General features: G+C 71.4%; 20 protein-coding genes. 9 read left to right on the forward strand and 11 right to left on the reverse strand.

What is annotated here, in order from left to right; genetic code table 11:
- Positions 1–2 precede the first annotated feature (2 nt).
- Positions 3–572, forward strand: coding sequence for an isochorismatase family protein (locus OQ02_RS12145; protein WP_033438450.1), 570 nt, complete (start codon positions 3–5; stop codon positions 570–572).
- Positions 573–646: 74 nt separating this feature from the next.
- Here the strand turns inward: OQ02_RS12145 and OQ02_RS12150 are convergent, their stop codons facing one another.
- The 4 genes from OQ02_RS12150 to OQ02_RS12165 form a co-directional block, all read right to left on the reverse strand.
- Complete coding sequence (locus OQ02_RS12150; RefSeq protein ID WP_033438451.1) at positions 647–1,306, reverse strand: hypothetical protein; 660 nt, start codon at positions 1,304–1,306, stop codon at positions 647–649.
- A 125-nt stretch (positions 1,307–1,431) separates the two neighbouring features.
- Positions 1,432–2,595: a non-hydrolyzing UDP-N-acetylglucosamine 2-epimerase gene (gene wecB / locus OQ02_RS12155; RefSeq protein WP_033438452.1), complete on the reverse strand. Its 1,164-nt coding sequence runs from the start codon at positions 2,593–2,595 to the stop codon at positions 1,432–1,434.
- Positions 2,596–2,691: 96 nt separating this feature from the next.
- On the reverse strand, positions 2,692–2,859 hold the full coding sequence (locus tag OQ02_RS12160; protein ID WP_033438453.1) for a hypothetical protein: 168 nt from the start codon (positions 2,857–2,859) through the stop codon (positions 2,692–2,694).
- Positions 2,860–2,862: 3 nt separating this feature from the next.
- Positions 2,863–3,636, reverse strand: coding sequence for a choice-of-anchor P family protein (locus OQ02_RS12165; RefSeq protein WP_033438454.1), 774 nt, complete (start codon positions 3,634–3,636; stop codon positions 2,863–2,865).
- A gap of 316 nt (positions 3,637–3,952) precedes the next feature.
- Here OQ02_RS12165 and xrtP point away from each other — a divergent pair, with 316 nt between their 5' ends.
- From xrtP to OQ02_RS12190, 5 genes are all read left to right on the forward strand, one after another.
- Positions 3,953–4,432 (forward strand): exosortase P, encoded by a 480-nt coding sequence (gene xrtP, locus OQ02_RS12170; protein WP_033438455.1) that lies wholly within the window; start codon positions 3,953–3,955, stop codon positions 4,430–4,432.
- Between the two features lie 83 nt (positions 4,433–4,515).
- A complete protein-coding gene (locus OQ02_RS12175) occupies positions 4,516–5,829 on the forward strand; it encodes a glycosyltransferase family 2 protein (RefSeq protein ID WP_051772209.1) in 1,314 nt (437 codons plus the stop codon).
- 91 nt (positions 5,830–5,920) lie between these two features.
- Positions 5,921–6,496 (forward strand): biotin transporter BioY, encoded by a 576-nt coding sequence (locus OQ02_RS12180; RefSeq protein WP_033438456.1) that lies wholly within the window; start codon positions 5,921–5,923, stop codon positions 6,494–6,496.
- Positions 6,497–6,547: 51 nt separating this feature from the next.
- Positions 6,548–8,575, forward strand: a complete 2,028-nt coding sequence (locus tag OQ02_RS12185; protein ID WP_033438532.1) for an ATP-dependent DNA helicase — start codon at positions 6,548–6,550, stop codon at positions 8,573–8,575.
- 158 nt (positions 8,576–8,733) lie between these two features.
- Entirely contained in the window at positions 8,734–9,513 is a 780-nt protein-coding gene (locus tag OQ02_RS12190) for a transposase family protein (protein WP_051772192.1), read from the forward strand.
- Between the two features lie 92 nt (positions 9,514–9,605).
- Here the strand turns inward: OQ02_RS12190 and OQ02_RS12195 are convergent, their stop codons facing one another.
- From OQ02_RS12195 to OQ02_RS12220, 6 genes are all read right to left on the reverse strand, one after another.
- On the reverse strand, positions 9,606–11,015 hold the full coding sequence (locus OQ02_RS12195; RefSeq protein WP_051772193.1) for a phospholipase D-like domain-containing protein: 1,410 nt from the start codon (positions 11,013–11,015) through the stop codon (positions 9,606–9,608).
- 37 nt (positions 11,016–11,052) lie between these two features.
- Entirely contained in the window at positions 11,053–11,733 is a 681-nt protein-coding gene (locus tag OQ02_RS12200) for a peptidyl-tRNA hydrolase (protein ID WP_081915563.1), read from the reverse strand.
- Between the two features lie 14 nt (positions 11,734–11,747).
- Positions 11,748–12,989, reverse strand: coding sequence for a phosphoserine phosphatase SerB (gene serB / locus OQ02_RS12205; protein ID WP_033438459.1), 1,242 nt, complete (start codon positions 12,987–12,989; stop codon positions 11,748–11,750).
- 106 nt (positions 12,990–13,095) lie between these two features.
- Positions 13,096–14,883, reverse strand: coding sequence for an aa3-type cytochrome oxidase subunit I (gene ctaD / locus OQ02_RS12210; RefSeq protein WP_033438460.1), 1,788 nt, complete (start codon positions 14,881–14,883; stop codon positions 13,096–13,098).
- A gap of 222 nt (positions 14,884–15,105) precedes the next feature.
- A complete protein-coding gene (locus OQ02_RS12215) occupies positions 15,106–15,861 on the reverse strand; it encodes a hypothetical protein (protein WP_033438461.1) in 756 nt (251 codons plus the stop codon).
- 142 nt (positions 15,862–16,003) lie between these two features.
- A complete protein-coding gene (locus OQ02_RS12220) occupies positions 16,004–16,747 on the reverse strand; it encodes a hypothetical protein (protein ID WP_156076997.1) in 744 nt (247 codons plus the stop codon).
- A 253-nt stretch (positions 16,748–17,000) separates the two neighbouring features.
- Here OQ02_RS12220 and OQ02_RS12225 point away from each other — a divergent pair, with 253 nt between their 5' ends.
- Genes OQ02_RS12225 through OQ02_RS12235 form a run of 3 tightly spaced genes read left to right on the forward strand, consistent with a single transcriptional unit; the run spans position 17,001 to position 19,601 of the window.
- A complete protein-coding gene (locus tag OQ02_RS12225) occupies positions 17,001–17,669 on the forward strand; it encodes a response regulator transcription factor (RefSeq protein WP_231499980.1) in 669 nt (222 codons plus the stop codon).
- 32 nt (positions 17,670–17,701) lie between these two features.
- A complete protein-coding gene (locus tag OQ02_RS12230) occupies positions 17,702–18,994 on the forward strand; it encodes a HAMP domain-containing sensor histidine kinase (protein WP_033438462.1) in 1,293 nt (430 codons plus the stop codon).
- Complete coding sequence (locus tag OQ02_RS12235; protein WP_033438463.1) at positions 18,987–19,601, forward strand: HD domain-containing protein; 615 nt, start codon at positions 18,987–18,989, stop codon at positions 19,599–19,601. The genes OQ02_RS12230 and OQ02_RS12235 overlap by 8 nt, the downstream gene beginning before the upstream one ends.
- Here OQ02_RS12235 and OQ02_RS12240 read toward each other — a convergent pair.
- Positions 19,576–20,148, reverse strand: a complete 573-nt coding sequence (locus OQ02_RS12240) for a 1,2-dihydroxy-3-keto-5-methylthiopentene dioxygenase (protein ID WP_033438464.1) — start codon at positions 20,146–20,148, stop codon at positions 19,576–19,578. The two genes, OQ02_RS12235 and OQ02_RS12240, sit on opposite strands and share 26 nt — an antisense overlap.
- Position 20,149 lies beyond the last annotated feature (1 nt).

Genomic DNA, 20,149 nt, shown 5'->3' on the forward strand with positions numbered 1-20,149 from the left:
CGATGAGCAAGGCGCTGATCGTGGTGGACGTGCAGAACGACTTCTGCGAGGGCGGTTCGCTGGCCGTGGCCGGCGGTGCGGCCGTGGCGGCGGCGATCTCGGCGCACGTCGCCTCGTCGTCGTACGACCACGTCGTGGCTACCCGTGACTACCACGTGGACCCCGGTTCGCACTTCAGCGAGACGCCGGACTTCGTCGACTCGTGGCCGGTGCACTGCGTGGCGGGGACGGCCGGTGCGTCGTTCCACCCGGAGTTCGACGTCACGGCGGTGGAGGCGGTGTTCTCCAAGGGCGCTTACGAGGCGGCGTACTCGGGGTTCGAGGGCGCGTCGGGGTCTGGCGCGTCGCTGACGGACTGGCTGCGGGAGCGCGGCGTGGAGCAGGTGGACGTGGTGGGCATCGCCACCGACCACTGCGTGCGGGCGACCGCGCTGGACGCCGCGTCGGCCGGGTTCACGACGACCGTGCTGCTCGACCTGACGGCGGGTGTGGGGCAGGCGTCCGTGGACAGCGCGTTGACGCGGTTGGGCGAGGCGGGCGTGACGCTGACCGGGACGCCGCACGTCGGCTGACCACCACGCCGGGGCACCCCGAACGGGGCGCCCCGGCGCGCAACCCGCGGTCCCGGGGGGAGGACTCGCGGTTGTCAGGGGGTCGGTGAGCAGGCCGTCGCGCCCAGGACCACCTCGCCGGCGATGGCCGACGCCTCGGTGAAGCGGATGTGCAGCATCGTGAGGGCGATGCTGCCGTCGTTCGGGGTGGGCAGGACCGTCTCGCCGAAGGTGGCGGTGGCCAGCACGGTGCCGTCGGACTTGGTGATGTTGTGCACGTAGTTCGGCGGGATCTGCTCGGGCAGGCCGTGGAAGCCGCGCAGGCCCCCGATCGACCAGCCCGCGTGCGTGCCGGACTCGGTGCCCGTGCAGGTGACCTTCCAGTTCGCCACCCGCAGCCGCGGCCCGTCCTCGGACACCAGCGCGGACAGCTCGAAGTCGGTGCCGCTCGCCTCGGACGTCGTGGTGGTCGTGCCGGCCGCCTCGTCCACGACCGCCGTGGTGCACGTGGACGTGCCGGCGCCGAACCGGACGCCCGTGCGGGCCACCGCCTCGGACTGGTTGGACGTCGGCCCCTCCACCGCGCAACGCCCCAGCTGCGGCACGCTGACCTGCGTGCCCGCCTTGGTGAACTCGGCCGAACCGACCGTCGCGACGCCCGCCGGGTTGGCCGCCCACGCGGGCGGTGCGACGACCAGGCCGAGCACGAGCGCCGCTGTCAGCGCCCCGAACCGGCGCGCTCGAATCTGCTTCATGGTGTTGCCCTTCTCGTTTTCCCCACGGCCTACCGAACTCCGCGCCCTCGCGCTAACGCTCGTGCCCTCACATCACCCGCAAGAGGAAAACCGCTACCCGGTCGTGTGATGAATGGCGTGCGCTTTCAGCAGGGAATGCGCATCGGCAGCGGCGCGGTGGCGAAATCGCTCGGCAGACCGACCAGTCGTTCCAACGCGCCGCGCACCCGGGACGCGGCCGAGCCGTCGCCGAACGGGTTGCGCCCCAGCGGCAGGCGCAAGCGGGACCCGAGCACCCAGCCGGCCTCGGCGAGGATCCGGATCGGGTCGGTGCCGACCAGCCACGCGCAGCCGGCGTCCACCGCGGCCGTCCGCTCGGTCGTGTCGCGCAGCACCAGGACCGGCACCCCGAACGACGGCGCCTCCTCCTGGATGCCGCCGGAGTCGGTGAGCACCAGCGCGGCCCGGCGCAGCGCGCGCACCAGGTCCGGGTAGTCCAACGGCTCGGTCACCACGATCCGGTCGTGCCCGCCGAGCACGTCACGTGCCGCCGCGCGGACTTCCGGGTTCGGGTGCGCGGGCAGCAGCACGCGCACGTCGGGGTGCCGGTCGGCGATCGCCCGCACGGAGTGCAGGACGCGTTCCAGCGGCTCGCCCCACGACTCGCGCCGGTGCACGGTGACCAGCACCAGGCGTTCGGAACGCTCGTCCAGCACGCGTTCGAGCAGCGCGAGGTCCGGGTCGCGGGCGGGCCGGTCGGCGAGGGCCGTCCGCTCCACGGCGTCGACCACGGTGTTGCCGGTGACCACGATCTCGCGGTCCGACAGGTTCTCGTCGAGCAGCACCGCCGCGGCGTCGTCGGTCGGGGCGAGGTGCAGCGAGGCGATCCGGGCGATCATCTGCCGGGTGCCCTCCTCCGGGAACGGTCCCGCGAGGTCGCCGGTGCGCAGGCCGGCTTCGAGGTGGGCCACCGGGATGCCGCGCCAGAACGCCGCGAGCGCACCGGCCAGCGCGGTGGTCGTGTCGCCCTGCACGAGGACGACGGCCGGGGCGCGCGTGCGCAGCACCCGGTCGAACTTCGGCACCAGCAGGGACAACAGCTCGGACTGGCTGCCGCTCGCCCGCGGCACGTCCAGCTCGACGTCCGCGACCAAACCGAACGCGCGCAGCGCCGGTCCGACCACGCCCGCGTGCTGTCCACTGTGGACGATCACGGGCCGGAGCACCGGGTGGTCGGCCAGCGCCAGCGCCACCGGTGCGATCTTCACCGCCTCGGGTCGGGTGCCCGCCAGCAGCACGACTTCCTTCACCTTGCTCCCTTCACTCGAACTGCCTGCAGGTGGTTCCAGGGGATGCGGTGCCCCGGAGCGCGACTGGGGGTCGGCGCGCTCCGGGGCACACGCCCGCTACTCGTCGGTCGTGGCTCGTCGCCCGCGGACCGCGTGGGTCAGGAGCAGACCGGACACGAGGAGCACCACGCCGGCCACCACCCACCACGCGACGCCGGCGCCGGTCGCCGCCAACGAGCCGATTCCGGTGCCGACCGCGACGCCGCTGCCGGGGACCTTGTACATGTCTCAGACCGCCCGGAGGTCGTGCCGGCGGCGGAGCGCCACGGCGGCGACGGGCACGCCGAACAGGGCCAGCAGGCCGAGTCCGATCCACAGCCCCGCGCCGGAGGCCATCGGGATGGGCAGGCCGGCCGGGCCGCAGGTGGCGGACGACACCACCAGGTCGCCGGTGCCGAGGGAGCCGAGCACGCCGCCGAGGAGGGTGACGTGGAGGGCGTTGACCGTCAGGCTGCCGTCCGCGTTGCGGACCTGCTCGTTGAAGACGATCTTCGCGATGTCCACGCCGAGGAGGTCGACGTCCGCGGTGGTGTCGGGCGCGGGCTCGACGTCGACCGCGCCCAGCCGGCCGAGGTCCAACCCGACCAGCTTCGACTTGCCGGTGACGCCGGTCTGGGTGGCGTCGCACCGGGCCTCGACCAGTTCGGCCGACACACCGCCGGTGATCGACTGGAGCAGGTCCAGCCGCACATCGGCGGTGCTCGCTCTGGAGTGGACCCCGCCGGTGTCGTCGTCCCTGGACGCGGACGCGTTGATCACGCCCGTGCGGAGGACGTCGGGCAGGTCCACTCCGGCGAACGTGTTGGACGTGGGTCCGTTGGCGTCGGCGGCGGCGAACGGCCCGGCCGACACGGCGTCGCTGCCGAGCAGCGACAGGTCGAGCTTCACGCCGTAGGCCGAGGCGTCTCCGGGTGCCGCCGAGGCGGGCGCGGCGCCGACCACCAGCGCCGCGACGGCTACCAGTCCGGCGACCGCGGCGCGACGCGTCATTCGCACACGCATGGAGCTCCTTTCTCGAAACGTTATCTGCGAGCAATTGCTCCTATCGGCGTTCCACCCGTCGGATTAAGGGTCACTGACCGTAAAGGGGGACGCCGTCCACTCGAATCGCCCAACTGCCGCCACCGAACGTGGGTCAACCGCCCGAAAACAGGGGCAGCCGTCACTCGATCCGGGGGTGAGGTTCGCTCTCTGACTCTCCGATGACTTCCAAGCAGCCCTATCGGGCGATACCCGATCGATAACGAGCTCGACCAACTCGAACGAAAGGACCCGTTCAGTGGCGTGTGCCGTGCCCCGCACCGAACCTCTCAATCGGGTGATCGTCATCGCGCTGGTCGCGGGCGCCGCCGGGCTCGTCCTGGCCCACCGGGCCTACCGGACGGCCGAGATCGTGCTGTCCGGGCTGCTGCTCGACGCGCTCGGCTCGGACGGCGTCGAGGTCGTCGCGTCGCGGCAGACCGTGTACTTCGGGCTCGGCTCGGACAGCCCGCTCGGTCTGCGGATGACGCCGGAGTGCACGTCGGCGTTCCTGGTCCTGCCGCTGCTGGTGGTGGGCGCGGTGATGATCGCGTTGCGGCCCCGGATCGCCCGGCGGGTGCTGTTCGCGCTGGCGGTGGCGTCCGTCGCGGTGGTCGTGGTCAACCAGTTCCGGGTGTTGACGCTGGTCGGGCTGGTCGACTGGCTCGGCGTGGACACCGGGTACTACTGGGGCCACACCCTGCTCGGCTCGATGGTGAGCGTGTTCGGCGGCGCTGCCGCGCTGGTCGCGTTCGTGTGGTTGGCGACGCGGAAGTGAGGCGCGCCGACGTGCTCGCTGCCGGGGAGGCGCCGCTGAGCTTCGACGTCCTGCTGGGTTTCACCCAGGCCTTGGCGCTGACCATGAGCGTGGCGTTCGTGACGTACGTGTTCCTGATCGTCGTGCCGTACCTGCGGCACAAGCCGCAGCCCGTCGGCTGGTCCGGGGCGTTCGAGTGGCACATCCTCGTGCCGTGCCGGGACGAGGAGGCCGTCATCGGCGACACGGTCCGGTACCTGCGTGGCGCGTTCCCCAGCGCGCACGTGTGGGTCGTGGACGACGACTCCGACGACGGCACGGTGGCCGTGGTGCGCGGGTTCCGCGACGACCCGAACGTCCACCTCGTGCGCCGGCACCGCCCGCACGCCCGCACCGGCAAGGGTGACGCGCTGAACGACGCCTACCGGACGTTGAAGCTGTGGATGGGGCGGCACGTCGACGCCGACCGCGCCGTCGTCGTGGTGGTGGACGCCGACGGACGGCCCGCGCCGAACTGCCTCGAGGTGTGCGCGGCGGACCACCTGTTCGGCGACGCCGCGGTCGGGGCGGTGCAGGTGGACGTCCGGATGGTGAACGCGGGTGTGCGCCAGGAGGGCGTGGCCCGGTGGCGGGGGTTCTTCGGTGGCTTGCTGGTGCGGATGCAGGACCTCGAGTTCCGGACCGCTATCGCGGCGATCCAGCTGTCGCGCGGGGTGACCGGCACGATCTCGATGGGCGGCAACGGGCAGTTCACCCGGCTGTCGGCGCTCGACTCCATTGCCGGGCGGGCTGGTCAGCCTTGGCGCGGGTCGCTGTTGGAGGACTTCGAGCTTGGCGTGCACTTGTTGACCGTGGGGTGGCGCACGGGGTTCACGATGGACACGCACGTGCATCAGGAGGGGTTGTACAGCCTGCGGCGGTTTCTGGCGCAACGCACGCGGTGGGGGCAGGGGACGATGCAGTGCATGCGTTACGTGCGGCGGATCTGGGCGTCGCCGCACCTGTCGACGTTGGGCGCCGCGGAGATGATGTACTACCTCGCCCAGCCGTGGATGCAGCTGCTGGGGACGCTCATCTACCCCATTCCGCTGATCATGCTGGGGCAGCGGGCGGCGGCTTCGCCGGGCGAGGTCTGGGCGTGGTTCACCGACGGCGCCTGGATCCTGTTCACCGTGTACGGGATGTTCGGCCTCTTGCCGTTCGTGCTGTGGGGGCCGGTGTACCGGAAGCGGTGCCAGCCGTCGCTCGGTTGGTGGCGCGCGATCGGCTACGGGTTTGTGTACGCGATCTACATCTATACGTTCTACATCACGTCGTGGCGGGCAGTCGTCCGGTTGGTGCGCGGGCGCAACGGGTGGACGAAGACGCGGCGGAACACCGAGCGGATCACCCGACGCGGTGGAGCGGCTCCGGCGTGACGTGCCCAACTTTGTAGACGTCCGACAAAGACCGGACCGGTGATCGGCGGTTAACCTCCGAGAGAAGTCGATCCCCTCGGAGGTCCTACAAGTGTCCGTCCTCGCCGTTCCCGGCCGCCGCGCGGTGCTCGCCGACCTGCTGCCGGGCGCTCTCGCGCGTGACATCGCCCTGGTCGTCGCCGGCGCCGGGCTGACCGGGCTCGCCGCCCAGGTCGCGCTCCCCGTGCCGGGCAGCCCCGTCCCGCTCACCGGCCAGACGTTCGCCGCCCTCCTGGTCGGCGCCGCCCTCGGCTGGCAGCGCGGTGGCGCTTCGATGCTGCTCTACCTGATCGCCGGCATGGCCGGTGTGCCGTGGTTCCAGGGCGGTTCGTCGGGCATGCCCGCGTCGCTCGGCTACGTGGTCGGGTTCGTGTTCGCCGGTGCGCTCGTCGGCCGGCTCGCCGCGCAGGGCGGTGACCGGACGCCGCTGCGCACCGTCGGCACGATGGCGTTGGGCAACCTGGCGATCTACGCGTGCGGTGTGCCGTGGCTGATGGCCGCGGCCGGGATCGGGTTCGGCAAGGCGCTGCAACTGGGCGTGACGCCGTTCCTGCTCGGTGACGCGCTGAAGATCGCCCTCGCCGCCGGTCTCCTCCCCGCCGCTTGGGCTCTGGTCAACCGCAAGTAGGCCCGAGAGTCCCGCCCCGCGTTGACGGTGTGGGCGGGTACGGTCTTCGCCGTGCCCGCCACCACCGCCATCCCCGACACCCGGACGTTGCTCGCCGTTGCCGTGGAGGCGGTGGGCGGAGCCGAACGCCAGGGCCAGGTGGACATGGCCGAAGCCGTCGAGCGCTCGATCCGGACGGGCGAGCACCTGGCCGTCCAGGCGGGCACCGGAACCGGCAAGTCGCTGGCGTACCTGGTGCCCGCGCTGCGGCACGCGGTGGCCGAGGAGACCACGGTCGTCATCTCCACCGCGACGATCGCGTTGCAGCGCCAGCTGGTCGACCGCGATCTGCCGAGGCTCGCCAAGGCGTTGCGCAAGGAGTTGGGCCGCGAGCCGAGGTTCGCCATCCTCAAGGGCCGCCGCAACTACCTCTGCATGCACCGGCTGCACACCGGCGCCCCGGACGAGCCGGAGGACGCGGGCCTGTTCGACCCGTTCGCGGTGTCCAAGATGGGCCGCGAGATCAAACGCCTGCACGAGTGGTCGTCCGACACCGAGACCGGTGACCGGGACGAACTGGTGCCCGGCGTCACGGACCAGGCGTGGCGGCAGGTCTCGGTGACGGCGCGCGAGTGCCTCGGCGTGAACAAGTGCCCGATCGGCGTCGACTGCTTCGCGGAGAAGGCGCGGGCCGAGGCGGGCAAGGCGGACGTCGTGGTGACGAACCACGCGATGCTCGCGGTGGACGCGCTGGAGGGCTACCAGGTCCTGCCCGACCACGACGTCGTGGTGATCGACGAGGCGCACGACCTGGTCGACCGGGTGACGTCGGTGGCGACCGAGGAGCTGAGCGCGTCCCTCGTCGCCACGGCCGCGCGCCGCTGCGGGCGGCTCATCGACCAGGGCGTGGCCGACCGGATGGCCGAGGCGAGCGACGGCCTGGCGATGATCCTGGAGGACCTGCCGGTGGGTCGGCTCGACAGCCTGCCGCAGGCGTTGGCCGGGGCGTTGCGCGCGACCCAGGACGCGGCGCACGCGTGCATCACTTCGTTGGGGCCGGAGCGCAAGGAGGACGTGGACGGCGCGACGTCCCGCAAGCTGGCGATGTCGCTGCTGGACGACGTGCACGACTGCGCGGCGCGGATCTTGGGCGCGTTCGACGAGGACCACGACGTGGTGTGGGTGTCGGGTGACTTCGCGGACCGGAACAAGGCGCCGTCGCTGCGGGTGGCGCCGTTGGGGGTCGGCGGGCTGCTGCGCGAGCGGCTGTTCGGGAAGCGGACCACGGTGCTGACGTCGGCGACCTTGACGTTGGGCGGCACGTTCGACACGTTGGCGCGTCAGTGGGGGCTGCCGGCGGCGTCCGGCGCGAAGAAGGCGGAGGGGACGGCGACCGACAAGGAGCCGCCGTCGGACGCGGGCGGGCCGCGGTGGAGCGGTCTGGACGTCGGGTCGCCGTTCGAGCACGGGAGCAGCGGAATCCTGTACGTGGCACGGCACTTGCCGCCGCCGGGACGTGACGGGCTGCCACCGTCCTACGTGGACGAGATCGAGGGTCTGGTGAACGCGGCCGGCGGGCGCACGCTGGGTCTGTTCTCGTCGATGCGCGCGGCGAAGGCGGCGGCGGAGGCGTTGCGGGGGAAGGTCGACTACCCCGTGCTGTGCCAGGGCGACGACGCCACGGGGCAGTTGGTGAAGCGGTTCGCCGAGGACGCTGAGACGTGCCTGTTCGGGACGTTGTCGCTGTGGCAGGGCGTGGACGTGCCGGGGCCGGCGCTGTCGCTGGTGGTGATGGACCGCATCCCGTTCCCGCGGCCGGACGACCCGTTGGCGTCGGCGCGGCAGAAGGCGGTGGAGTCGAGGGGCGGCAACGGTTTCCTCACCGTGGCGGCGACCCACGCGGCCCTGCTGCTGGCCCAGGGCGCCGGGCGGCTGTTGAGGTCGATGAACGACAAGGGCGTGGTGGCCGTCCTCGACCCGCGCCTGGCGACCGCGCGTTACGGCGGGTTCCTGCGGGCTTCGCTGCCGCCGTTCTGGACGACGTACGACACCGAGGTCGTGAAGGCGGCTCTCAAGCGCCTGGACGCCGCCAACAATTGACCGCGTTTCCGCACGTCGCATGTTCTGAGCGTTGAATTCGGGGGTTCCGAACGTAGGAGCGTTATTCAGAAGGTTGATCTTGGGGTGGTAGCGCAACAGCCCCGTCCGGATAGGGTCGGTTTCCTTCCACAGAAACGATCCATCACGAGGCGGGGCCGTTGCGCTACCAGTCTACGACCGGGCTCGACTACGACCGGATCCAGGAGTTGGTCGCCCGGATCCACCAGGTCCTGGCCTCGTCGGACCGGCGGTCCGGGCGACCTCCGGCGCTGGGCCTGTACCGATCGGTGCTGCTCACGCTCGTGCTGTTACGCCAGAACCTGGCCCAGACCGTGGCCGCGGACTGGTTCGGCGTCTCCCAACCCACCGTCTCCCGCATCTTCCGACGCCTCGCCCCGCTGATCGGACAGGTGCTCTGCCTGCACACCCCACCCCTGCCCGAAGCACTCGCCGGACGGGTCGTGCTGGTCGACGGAGCCCTGATCCCCACCGACGACCACGCCTCCCACCGCAAACCCAACTACAACAGCAAACACCGCCAGGCCGGCATGACAGTGCAGGTCCTGGCCGCCCTGGACGGCACCCTGCTCGCCGTCACCCACCCGGTCGAGGGCCGCACCCACGACAGCAACGCCTACACCCTCACCGGCCTGGACCTGCTGCTATCCGCCAACCAGGTCGTCGCCGACCTCGGCTACCAGGGCACCCCGACCACCCGACCCCGCCGCAAACGCCCCGGCCACAAACAGCACACCCCCGCCGACAAGACCTGGAACACCAGCGTCAGCCGGATCAGATGGGCCGTCGAACACGCCATCGCCCACCTCAAGAACTGGAAGATCCTCGCCACCGGCTACCGCGCACGCCTCACGAACTCCCGAACATCATCCGCATCGTCACCAGCCTCGAGTACTACCGCCTCGGCTGGTGACTTCTGAATAACGCTCTAGGACTCACGCGTTCGGAACGTAGGACTCACGCGTTCGGAACGTAGGACTCACGGGTTCTGAACGTAGGACTCACGCGGGGGTTAGCCGTCTACCAGGAGGCCGCGTAGGGGGCCCTGTAGGCGGCCGGCTCGGCGGGAGACGCCGGGCAGGGCGGTGACGCGGTGCTCGCCGGGTGACTTCAAGGTGGGGCGCCAGAGGGTGTCGACCACCTCGTGCGCGGGGCCCGAGACGTCCTGGAGCGGGCGCCGGAGGTGTTCCGACCACAGGCGCAGGCGAGTGTCCCGGGCGATCTCCGGGTCGTCGGTCACCACGTTGACCTCGGTGTCGTTGAACAGCGAGTGCTCGTTCAGGTTGGCCGAGCCGATGGTCAGCCAGCGGTCGTCCACGATCGCCAGCTTGGCGTGCACGTAGACCGACGAGGACGTTTCGCCGTCGTGCGACGACAGCGTCGCGGCGACCAGGTGGTGGTTGCCGTCGTCGGCGTCCAGCAGCCGGCCCAGCTGGCCACGCGTGGTGTCGGCGCCGTTGCTCGGCTTGCGCGGCAGGACCAGGACGACGCGGAAGTCGGGGTTCGCCGGTTCCCGGAGCTTGTCGAGCAGCACCTCCGTCACCTCGGGCGACCAGAGGAACTGGTTCTCGATGTAGATCAGGCTGGTGGCCGAGCGCAAGGCGCGCAGGTACGAGTCGAGGAGGCTGAACTCGCCCTTCGGCGCGAAGTCGTAGGTGCGTTCCGGGATCGTCCGCACCAGCTGTGCCGAGGACGACCCGACCGGCGGTGGCGGAGGCGCGGGAGGCAGCTGCTCGCCGGCGATCTCCTGCCAGCGCAGGCGGAAGTGGTCGGCCACGTCGGCGACGATCGGCCCCTCCAGGCGGGCGCCGAGGTCGTGCCAGCCCAGCGGTTCGCGCGGTGGGTGGTCGGCGGTGTCGTGGCGGTCGCCCTCCACCGCGGTCAGGTCCATGCCGCCGACGAACGCCACCTCGTCGTCCACCACCACGATCTTCTCGTGGTGGCAGTGCAACGTCCGCTCCCGCGCGTCGAGCACGCAGGACACCTCGCTGTCGCGCATGAACTCCCGCCGCGCCGCCTGCACCCGCTTCCGGGTCGGCTCGAACATCGGCACCGGCGGCCCCGCCCACAGCAGCACCCGCACGGGCACCCGGGCAGCGGTCGACACCAGCAGTTCGCGCAACGTCGGCGAACCCGGTTCACGGGTCAGCCGGAAGTCCGGGCTGGCGCACCACCCCGCCAAGTGCACGGACTTCTTTGCCGACTCGATCGCCGAAGCGATGGCGGGCAGCACCTCGTGCCCGTCCACCAGCACCTCGATCCGGTTGCCGGTCCGCACCGGCCGCCGGGGCGTCCACCAGCCGCTCTCCGACCCCAGCGCCGAGCCCCACCCCAGTTTGCGCAGCCGCCGTGAGTGGTGCGCGCACATCAGGCTCTCCACACCGTCGCCGAGCTTGGCGTCCAGCACGTCCAACAGGCCCACGACGAGGATGGTTACCGCAAACCGGGCAGTCGAAACGTCAGGGCCTGTTCACTGCCACCGTGGCGGTCCCCGGCGCGACCTCCGTGAACCCGGCGTCCCGGACCATGACGACGTCCGGACGTGCCACCAGGGCGTCCCACTCGGCCGCGGGAGGTGTGCGGACGGCGCACCGGTAGTCGACCGCCGCCCACTCCTTCAGCTCGGCCTCGGTGAGGTGCGGCGCGAGCAGCATCGACGCGTGGCCGACCTGGGCCGCGGCCTTGCCCGCCGTCATCTCCACCCGCGGGTTCAGCCACAGCTCGTACGCGCCGGCGGGCACCGGACCGGGCTCGTCCGGCGGCAGCTCGCTGCCCGAGATCTGCAACCGGCTCAGCTCCTTGGGCAGGTCGACGACCCGCCCCGGCACGAACGCCCGCGCCGACGCGCCGCCCACCGTGATCGTCACGCCAGGCAGCGCCTGCACGGCCTCCCAGTGCGCGCCCCGCGCCCGCCGCGTCACCTTCCGGATCCGCCCGTGCACCCACGCCACCAGCTCGTCGTGCCACTCCCCCTCCGGCTCGGCGCGCTCGTCCAGGCAGACGGCGATCGCCGCGGCGGCGGCGGCCTCCAGCAGCTCGGTCCGGGACGGCGGCGCGGACCGCTCGATCCGCAGCACCACCGGCATCGCCCGCACCGACTCCGGGTCCTCCGGGTCCCTGAACGTCCGGTCGACCAGCATCCGCAGGATCGGGTTCACAGCCGGTTCAGCTCCAGCCCGTCCGCGGCGTCGGCGGCTTCCACCTCGGCCCTCGTCACGCCGAGCACGAACAGCACCGCGTCCAGGAACGGGTGCGACAACGCGGTGTCCGCGACCTCACGCAACGCGGGCTTGGCGTTGAACGCGATGCCCAACCCGGCCGCGCCGAGCATGTCGATGTCGTTCGCGCCGTCGCCGACCGCGACCGTCTGCGCCAGCGTGATCCCCTGCTCGTCCGCGAACCGCCGCAGCGCGACCGCCTTGGCCGCCCGGTCCACCACGTCCCCGACGACCCGCCCGGTCAGCTTCCCGTCCACGACCTCCAGCTCGTTGGCCGCGCAGAAGTCCAACGCGAGGTCGTCCACCAGGCGTTGGATGACGCGGGTGAACCCGCCGGACACGACACCGCAGCGGAACCCGAGCCGCTTCAACGTGCGAATGGTCGTCCGGGCGCCGGGCGTCAGCTCCAGCGACTCCGCCACCTCGTCCAGCACCGACTCGTCCAGGCCCGCCAGCAGCGCCACCCGCTGCCGCAGCGACTCGGTGAAGTCCAGCTCACCGGCCATCGCCCGGTCGGTGATCTCCTTGACCTGCGGTTCCACCCCGACGTGCGCGGCCAGCATCTCGATCACCTCGCCCTGGATGAGCGTGGAGTCGACGTCGAACACCACCAGCCGCTTCGCCCGCCTGGTCAGCCCGGCCCGCTCCACCGCGATGTCCAGCCCGCCGCGCACCGACACCTCGGCCAGCGCCGACCGCAGCTGCGCGTCGCTCTCCGGCGTGTCGTCGGCGACGGAAACCCGCAGCTCGAGGCCGGTGACGGGGTAGTCGGCCACGCCCCGGATCGCGTCGATGTTCACGCCGAGCGACGCCAGCCGCCGCGCCACCTCGCTGAACGCGCGGGCGGTGACCGGGCGGCCGAGCAGGATCAGCACGTGGCTGGACTCCAGCCGCGCGGTGCGCTTCGAATCGGCGCCGATCTCCACCTCGACGTGCATGGACACCGTCGCCATGGCCTGCTCGACGGCCTCCTGCAACCCCTCGGGGTCGTGCTCGGCGGCGACGAGCACACCGAGCACCAACCGGCCGCGGATGACGACCTGCTCGACGTCGAGGATCTCCACGCCGTGCCGGGTGAGCACCGCGAACAGCACCGAGGACACCCCCGGCTTGTCCGGTCCGGTGACCGTGATCAGGACGGGCGTGGCGCTGAGCTTGGTCCCTTGGGGCTTGGTCACTGATGGCTCCTATGCCAGACAGCGGCGAGCCCCGGCGACCTCGGCCGAGGGGATCGGACGCTGGTCGTCGGGGCTCGTCGTCGAACCTGTGCTCAGGTTACAAGCGCTACTTGTGGTCGCTCTCGGTGTTCTCCGACGCCGTGCCCGACTGCACCGCGCCGGCGGCCACCTCGGACGGGGCGCGCTTGGCGTCCTCGTGGGCGATCGCCTTGCCGGTGAACGTCACGTGCGCCTCGGTGTGCAGCCGCTCGATCATGTGCGGGTAGTGCAGCTCGAACGCCGGGCGCGCCGAGCGGATGCGCGGCAGCTCGGTGAAGTTGTGCCGCGGCGGCGGGCAGGACGTGGCCCACTCCAGCGAGTTGCCGAAGCCCCACGGGTCGTCGACCGTGACCGTCTCGCCGTAGCGGTAGCTCTTGAAGATGTTCCAGATGAACGGCAGCGTGGACGCGCCCAGGATGTACGCGCCGATCGTGGAGACCGTGTTGAGCGCGGTGAAGCCGTCGCTGGCCAGGTAGTCCGCGTACCGGCGCGGCATGCCCTCGTTGCCCAGCCAGTGCTGCACCAGGAACGTGGCGTGGAAGCCGAGGAACGTGGTCCAGAAGTGGAGCTTGCCCAGCGGCTCGTCCAGCATCCGGCCGGTGATCTTCGGGAACCAGAAGTAGATGCCCGCGAAGGTGGCGAACACGATCGTGCCGTACAGCACGTAGTGGAAGTGGGCGACCACGAAGTACGTGTCGGAGACGTGGAAGTCGATCGCCGGGGCGGCCAGCAGGATGCCGGACAGGCCGCCGAAGAGGAACGTGACGATGAAGCCGATGCTGAACAGCATCGGGGTCTCGAACGTCAGCTGCCCCTTCCACATCGTGCCGATCCAGTTGAAGAACTTGATACCGGTCGGCACCGCGATGAGGAACGTCATGAACGCGAAGAACGGCAGCAGCACCGCGCCGGTGGCGTACATGTGGTGCGCCCACACCGCCACGGACAGCGCCGCGATGCCCAGCGTCGCGTAGACCAGGCCGTTGTAGCCGAAGATCGGCTTGCGGCTGAACACCGGGAAGATCTCCGACACGATGCCGAAGAACGGCAGCGCGACGATGTAGACCTCGGGGTGCCCGAAGAACCAGAAGAGGTGCTGCCAGAGGATCACGCCGCCGTTGGCGGGGTCGAACACGTGGGCGCCGAGGTGGCGGTCCGCCAGCAGGCCGAACAGCGCGGCGGTCAGGATCGGGAACGCCAGCAGCACCAGCACGGACGTCACCAGGATGTTCCAGGTGAAGATCGGCATCCGGAACATGGTCATGCCGGGCGCCCGGAGGCAGACCACGGTGGTGATCATGTTGACCGCGCCGAGGATGGTGCCGAGACCACCGACGATCAGGCCGGAGATCCACAGGTCGGCGCCGACGCCGGGCGAGTGGATGGCGTTCGACAGCGGGGTGTAGGCGAACCAGCCGAAGTCGGCCGCGCCGCCCGGCGTGAGGAAGCCCGCCATCACGATCAGGCCGCCGAACAGGTACAGCCAGTACGAGAAGGCGTTGAGCCGCGGGAACGCGACGTCCGGCGAGCCGATCTGGAGCGGCAGCACGAAGTTGGCGAAGCCGAACACGATGGGGGTCGCGTAGAGCAGCAGCATCACCGTGCCGTGCATGGTGAACAGCTGGTTGAACTGCTCCTGCGACAGGAACTGCATACCGGGGCGTGCCAGCTCGGTCCTCATCAGCATGGCCATCGCGCCGCCCACCATGAAGAAGGCGAACGACGTGACCAGGTACATGATCCCGATCTGCTTGTGGTCCGTGGTGCGGAACATCCGCAGCAGGAACGAACCCTTGACCGCGTCGCGAGTCCCGAAGGGCCGCGTTGCGATCGGCTGCGGGGCTACGGCCGTCACGGTGCCTCCTGCACTGTCTGGTTCTGGCATTGCCGGTGGGTGGCGCCGCCGGCTCATCGGATCGTAGACCGGGGCGCCGCGGCGGTCTGCGCTGGGCCGCCCCCTGGATCAAGTGAGGTAGCGCAGGTCACACACACCGAGGGCCGCCCCCGCAGGTTCGCGGGGGCGGCCCTCCGTGTCGTTCCGGGTCCTGTTCCGGGTCCTGTTCCGGATCGACCCGGGTCAGCGGCGCAGCAGGCCGCGCAGCTTCGGCGACGCGACGAACGCGGCGCCCGCGGCCACCAGGGCCAGGCCGACGATCAGCATCCAGCCGCCGTCGAAGCCGGTGCTGGCCAGGTCGTCGTCACCCGGGCCGGCCACCGCGCCGGCTTCCGTGGTGGTGGTCGTCGCGGGGGCTTCGGTGGTGGTCACCGTGGTGTCCGGCGTGGTGGTCGTCGTCGCGCCGGGCGCCTCGGTGGTGGTCACCGTGGTGGCCGGGGTGGTGGTCTCCGGGGCGGTCGTGGTCGTGGTGACCGAGTCGTCCACCTCCACGCAGAAGAACCAGTGGCTGATGTCCGCCGGAGCGCCGCTGGAGTTGTTCGGCGCGACCAGCTTCTCCCAGTCCAGCTCGCCCAGCGGCTCGGTGCCCTCCGGCGGGTCGACGAAGTAGACGTTGGAGTCGTTGCCGCCCTTGACGACCACACCGGTCACGATGTAGCCCTCAAGGCCGCCCGTGATGGTGATCGACCGCTTGCCGTCCGCGGTGTGGGGCAGGGTCGCCGTCTCGGAGTCGTCGCCGTCCATCGCCGTGCCGGGCAGGCCGGCCTTGGCGCAGACGTTCGGGTGGTTCCACTCGAGGTTGTCCTCGACGATGACCGCGCGCGGGTCGGGCTCGACGGGGGTCGGCGTCGCCGAGGCTGTGCCGCCCAGGAAGAGACCACCTGTGGTCACGGCGAGCAACGTCGCTGCTCCGAACAGGCGGCGGGGGTTCATGCGCATGGTGCTGCTCCGCAGGGGTCGAGGGGTGACCGATGGATCGAACCGCATCGGCCATCCCTCTATCGATGTAGCCCATTCGTATGAAACGGGTTGCCGCCCGATCGTTATGAGTCAGTGATGTGGGCAACTGCCGCGACCAGGCTCACGGCCGGGGACGACGGCGGAGCTTCGACGCCATGAGTGCTGCCGCACCGCCCGCAACCAGGGCCGATCCCCCGATGATGAGCCACAGGCCGTTGAAGCCGGTAGCCGCGAGATCGTCATCGGAGCCGGGGACGGCGGCAGGGGCCTGCTTCGTCGTGGTCGTGGTCGGCACGGCCGGTTTGGTGGTCGTGGTGGCGCCGGGCCTGGTGGTCGTGGAGACACCCGGCGAGGTCGTCGTGGTCGGGGCGGTCGTCGTCGGGGCGGTCGTCGTCGGGACGGACGTGGTCGTCACGGCCGTGGTGGTCGTTGTCGCGGGAACGTCCACGCAGACGAACCAGTGGCTGATCTTGGCCGGCTCGCCGCTCTCGTTCAGCGGCGAGTGCAGGAGTTGCCAGGGCAGCGGACCGAGGTTGCCGGCCGGGTAGATGTTGTAGGCGGGGCCGCCCTTCACCACGACACCGGTGATCACGGTGCCGGGCGGGTACGCGCTGATGTCGATGAAGGTGCCGTCAGTGGTGTACGTGCCGGGAGGCAACACCGCCTCGTTGCCGGGCAGGCCCACCGCGTCGCAGGCGTCACCGGGCTGGCCGATGTCGATGTTGCCCGCGACAGCGGTCGCGCGCGGGTCTCCGGGGTCTGGGTCGTCCGGCTGGGCCGACGCGCCGGCGGTGAACACGCCCACCGCGACCGTGGCCAACAGGAGTGCTGCTGTTCCGAACAAAGTGCGAGATGCCGTGCGCATGGACGCTCCCACGTGGCTCGAAGTAATGCCCGGCCGACCGATTCGATCCGCCGTTTGGACTATCGGTGCGATCCGTTTGGACCACTCACTTCGATGCCAATCCGTTATGACACAACCGGGTGGAAAATCAACGTCCACGCGTGGACACGTCGGCTGTGGTGCGCGAAATCCGGGTGCGGGGTGCGGGACCTTTACCGAACCCGAACGTCGTCGCGGCCTTGATCGCCCCGTCTCCCGTGCCACGATTCGCGGCGTGCGCGGACTGGTGCTGGTCGTGGAGGACGAACGGGCCATCGCCGACCTGGTGGGCCTCTACCTTCGGCGCGACGGCTTCGGGGTGCACGTGGAGGCGGACGGGCACGCGGCGTTGGCGGCGGTGCGGCGGCTGAAGCCGGTGGCGGTGCTGCTGGACGTCGGCCTGCCCGGTCTGGACGGGGTCGAGGTGTGCCGGGCGATGCGCGCGGCGGGTGACTGGACGCCGGTCCTCTTCGTGACCGCGCGGGACGACGAGGTGGACCGGGTGCTCGGGCTGGAGCTCGGCGCGGACGACTACGTGACCAAGCCGTTCAGCCCCCGTGAGCTGGTGGCGCGGGTCCGCACCGTGCTGCGGAGGTCGGCGCCGCAGGTCGAGCCGGTGCACGTGGTCGGGGACGTGCGGCTCGACGGCGACCGGCGGCGGGTGTGGGTGGGTGCCGTCGAGGTGGGGCTGACGTCGACCGAGTTCGACCTGCTGGCGCACCTGATGCGGCAGCCGGGGCGGGTGTTCGCGCGGGAGCAGCTGCTCAGCGCGGTGTGGGGTTACGCGGCGGCGGCGGGCACGCGGACGGTGGACGTGCACGTGGCCCAGTTGCGGGCGAAGCTCGGTGACGGCAGTCCGATCCGGACCGTGCGCGGTGTCGGCTATTCGGCCGAGGCGCCGTGAAGGGCAGTGGGGCTGGGCAGGGCAGTGGGGCTGTGAGGCGGACGAGTCTGGCGTTCCGGATCACGGCGCTGTGCCTGGCCGTCGCCGGGGTGGCGGTGGTGGTGGCCGGTCTGGTGTCGGCCCGGCTGGTGCTCACGGCGTCCCGCGAGGTGATGCGCGAGGCGTTGGCGGATCAGGCGGACGTGGTGGCCGAGCAGGTCGGCGAGACGGGCCGGGCCGGTCGGCTGCGGGTGGTCGAGGTGCTGCGGGGTCAGGGCATCGCGGTGGTGCTGATCGGCCCGGACGGCGGCCTGGTCGGCGACCCGCAGGCGGTGCGCGCGGTGCGGGCGACGGGCAAGGAGTCCGCCACCGTCGGCACCCGGCTCGTGGAGGTCCGACCCGGTGTCGCGCTCGTGCAGGAGACCGCGACCGGCGACGGACCGGGGCGGAAGCTGCTGCGCAACATCACCTTCGCGTTGGGTGTCGGGCTGCTGGTGGCGGCGCTGGCCGGGTTGGTGCTCGGCAAGCTGGTCGCCCGGCCGTTGAGGCAGACGGCGGCGGTCGCGCGCACGATGAGCGGCGGGCGGCGGGACCTGCGTGCGCCCGAGCACGGTCCGGCCGAGGTCTCCGAGGTCGCCGGGGCGGTGAACGCGCTGGCGGACGCGTTGGCGCGCAGCGAGGCCCGGCAGCGCGAGTTCCTGCTGTCCGTGTCGCACGAGCTGCGCACGCCGTTGACGGCGGTGACCGGGTTCGCCGAGTCGCTGGCCGACGGCGTGGTGTCCGGGCCGGACGTGCCGGTGGTGGGCCGCACCATCCAGCAGGAGGCGCACCGGCTCGACCGGCTGGTCACCGACCTGCTCGACCTGGCCCGGCTGGGCGCGGACGACTTCCGGGTCGACCTCGCCCCGGTCGACCTGACCGACCTGGTCTCCGGCGCGGCCGAGGTGTGGCGGGCCCGGTGCGCGGCGAAGGGCGTCGAGTTCCGGCTCGAACTGCCGCCGCACCCGACCGTCCGCACCACCGACCCCCGGCGGCTGCGGCAGGTGCTGGACGGGCTGCTGGAGAACGCCCTGCGCCTCACGCCCGCCGGTCGGCCGGTGGTGCTGTCGCTCGGCGACGTGCTGCTGCAGGTGCGCGACGGCGGGCCGGGGCTGTCGGAGGAGGACTACCGGGTGGCGTTCCGGAAGGGCGCGCTGCACGCGAAGTACGAGCGGTCGCGGCCGGTCGGCACCGGCGTCGGGTTGGCGCTGGTGCACGGTCTGGTGACGAGGCTGGGTGGCACGATCGAGGCCGGTCCCGCGCCCGAGGGCGGCGCGGCCTTCACGGTGAGGTTGCCGGATGCATGAGCTGATCGCGCGGTGGCACGGGGCGGTCCGGGAGCTGGGTGGCGCGCACGACCCCGGTGACCTCGCGGACCGCTACGCCGAGCCCCATCGCGGCTACCACAACACCGACCACGTGCTGGCCGTCGTCCGCGACGTGGACGTCCTCGCGGCAGCCGACGACCGCACCGCGCGGGAGAGGGCCGTGCTGACGCTCGCCGCGTTGGCGCACGACGTGGTCTACGACGGCAAGCCGGGTGACGACGAGCGGCGCAGCGCCGAGTGGGTCCGCGAACGGCTCGCCGGCCTCCCCGAGGCGGACGAGGTGGCGCGCCTCGTGCTGGCCACCGTGGACCACGCCTCGGACGACCCGCTGACGTGCCTGCTCCTGGACGCCGACCTGGCCGTCCTCGGCTCCGACCCGGCCGCCTACGAGCGCTACCGGACCGCCGTGCGCACCGAGTACGCGCACGTCCCGGACGACGCGTGGCGGGTCGGCCGGGCGAGAGTCCTGCGCGCCCTCGCCGAGCGCGACCCGCTGTACGTCACGCCGCACGCGCGTGCGCGGTGGGAGGCGCGGGCCAAGGCCAACCTCGCCGCCGAGATCAGCTCGCTCGACGGCCCGCCGTGATCACGTCGAAGGTCGGGAACGACCGGGCGATGTCGCTGCCGGTGAAGTTGCCGACCCAGCCCTCGTCGTCGTGGAAGAACCGGATCGACACGTAGTCCGGCCGGGTGCCCATGTCGAACCAGTGCGTGGTGTTCGCGGGCACGCTCAGCAGGTCTCCCGCCTCGCACAGGATCGCGTAGACCCGCTCCTTGACGTGCAGGTAGAACACCCCGGAGCCACGCGCGAAGAACCGGTCCTCGTCGTCGTCGTGGGTGTGCTCGGCCAGGAACTTCAGCCGCGCCTGGCCGGCGGACTCCAGCCACGCCGGGTCGTCCGACGGCGTCATCTCCATCGCGTCGACCAGGGTGTAGCCCTCCGCCTCCGTCACGCGGGCGACCTGCTCGGCGTACACCTCCAGCGCGTTCTCGCTGGTCACATCGGGTACAACCGGCCACTGCTCGTACCGGACGCCCAGCTGCTTGAGCTCCACCGCGATCTCGGCGGGATCGGCGGTGCGCACCACCGCGGTCCCCGGGTCGGTGTCCGGCCACACGGTCAGCAACGTCATC

Source organism: Saccharothrix sp. NRRL B-16314, assembly GCF_000716595.1.
In the GTDB taxonomy this organism is placed as follows: Bacteria; Actinomycetota; Actinomycetes; order Mycobacteriales; family Pseudonocardiaceae; genus Actinosynnema.

Coding starts and splice junctions, on each gene's coding strand:
- OQ02_RS12145 (WP_033438450.1), top strand. CDS start 3: ATGAGCAAGGCGCTGATCGTGGTGGACGTGCAGAACGACTTCTGCGAG.
- OQ02_RS12150 (WP_033438451.1), bottom strand. CDS start 1,306: ATGAAGCAGATTCGAGCGCGCCGGTTCGGGGCGCTGACAGCGGCGCTC.
- OQ02_RS12160 (WP_033438453.1), bottom strand. CDS start 2,859: ATGTACAAGGTCCCCGGCAGCGGCGTCGCGGTCGGCACCGGAATCGGC.
- OQ02_RS12165 (WP_033438454.1), bottom strand. CDS start 3,636: ATGCGTGTGCGAATGACGCGTCGCGCCGCGGTCGCCGGACTGGTAGCC.
- OQ02_RS12175 (WP_051772209.1), top strand. CDS start 4,516: ATGAGCGTGGCGTTCGTGACGTACGTGTTCCTGATCGTCGTGCCGTAC.
- OQ02_RS12200 (WP_081915563.1), bottom strand. CDS start 11,733: ATGCTGGTCGACCGGACGTTCAGGGACCCGGAGGACCCGGAGTCGGTG.
- OQ02_RS12215 (WP_033438461.1), bottom strand. CDS start 15,861: ATGCGCATGAACCCCCGCCGCCTGTTCGGAGCAGCGACGTTGCTCGCC.
- OQ02_RS12220 (WP_156076997.1), bottom strand. CDS start 16,747: ATGCGCACGGCATCTCGCACTTTGTTCGGAACAGCAGCACTCCTGTTG.
- OQ02_RS12235 (WP_033438463.1), top strand. CDS start 18,987: ATGCATGAGCTGATCGCGCGGTGGCACGGGGCGGTCCGGGAGCTGGGT.
- OQ02_RS12240 (WP_033438464.1), bottom strand. CDS start 20,148: ATGACGTTGCTGACCGTGTGGCCGGACACCGACCCGGGGACCGCGGTG.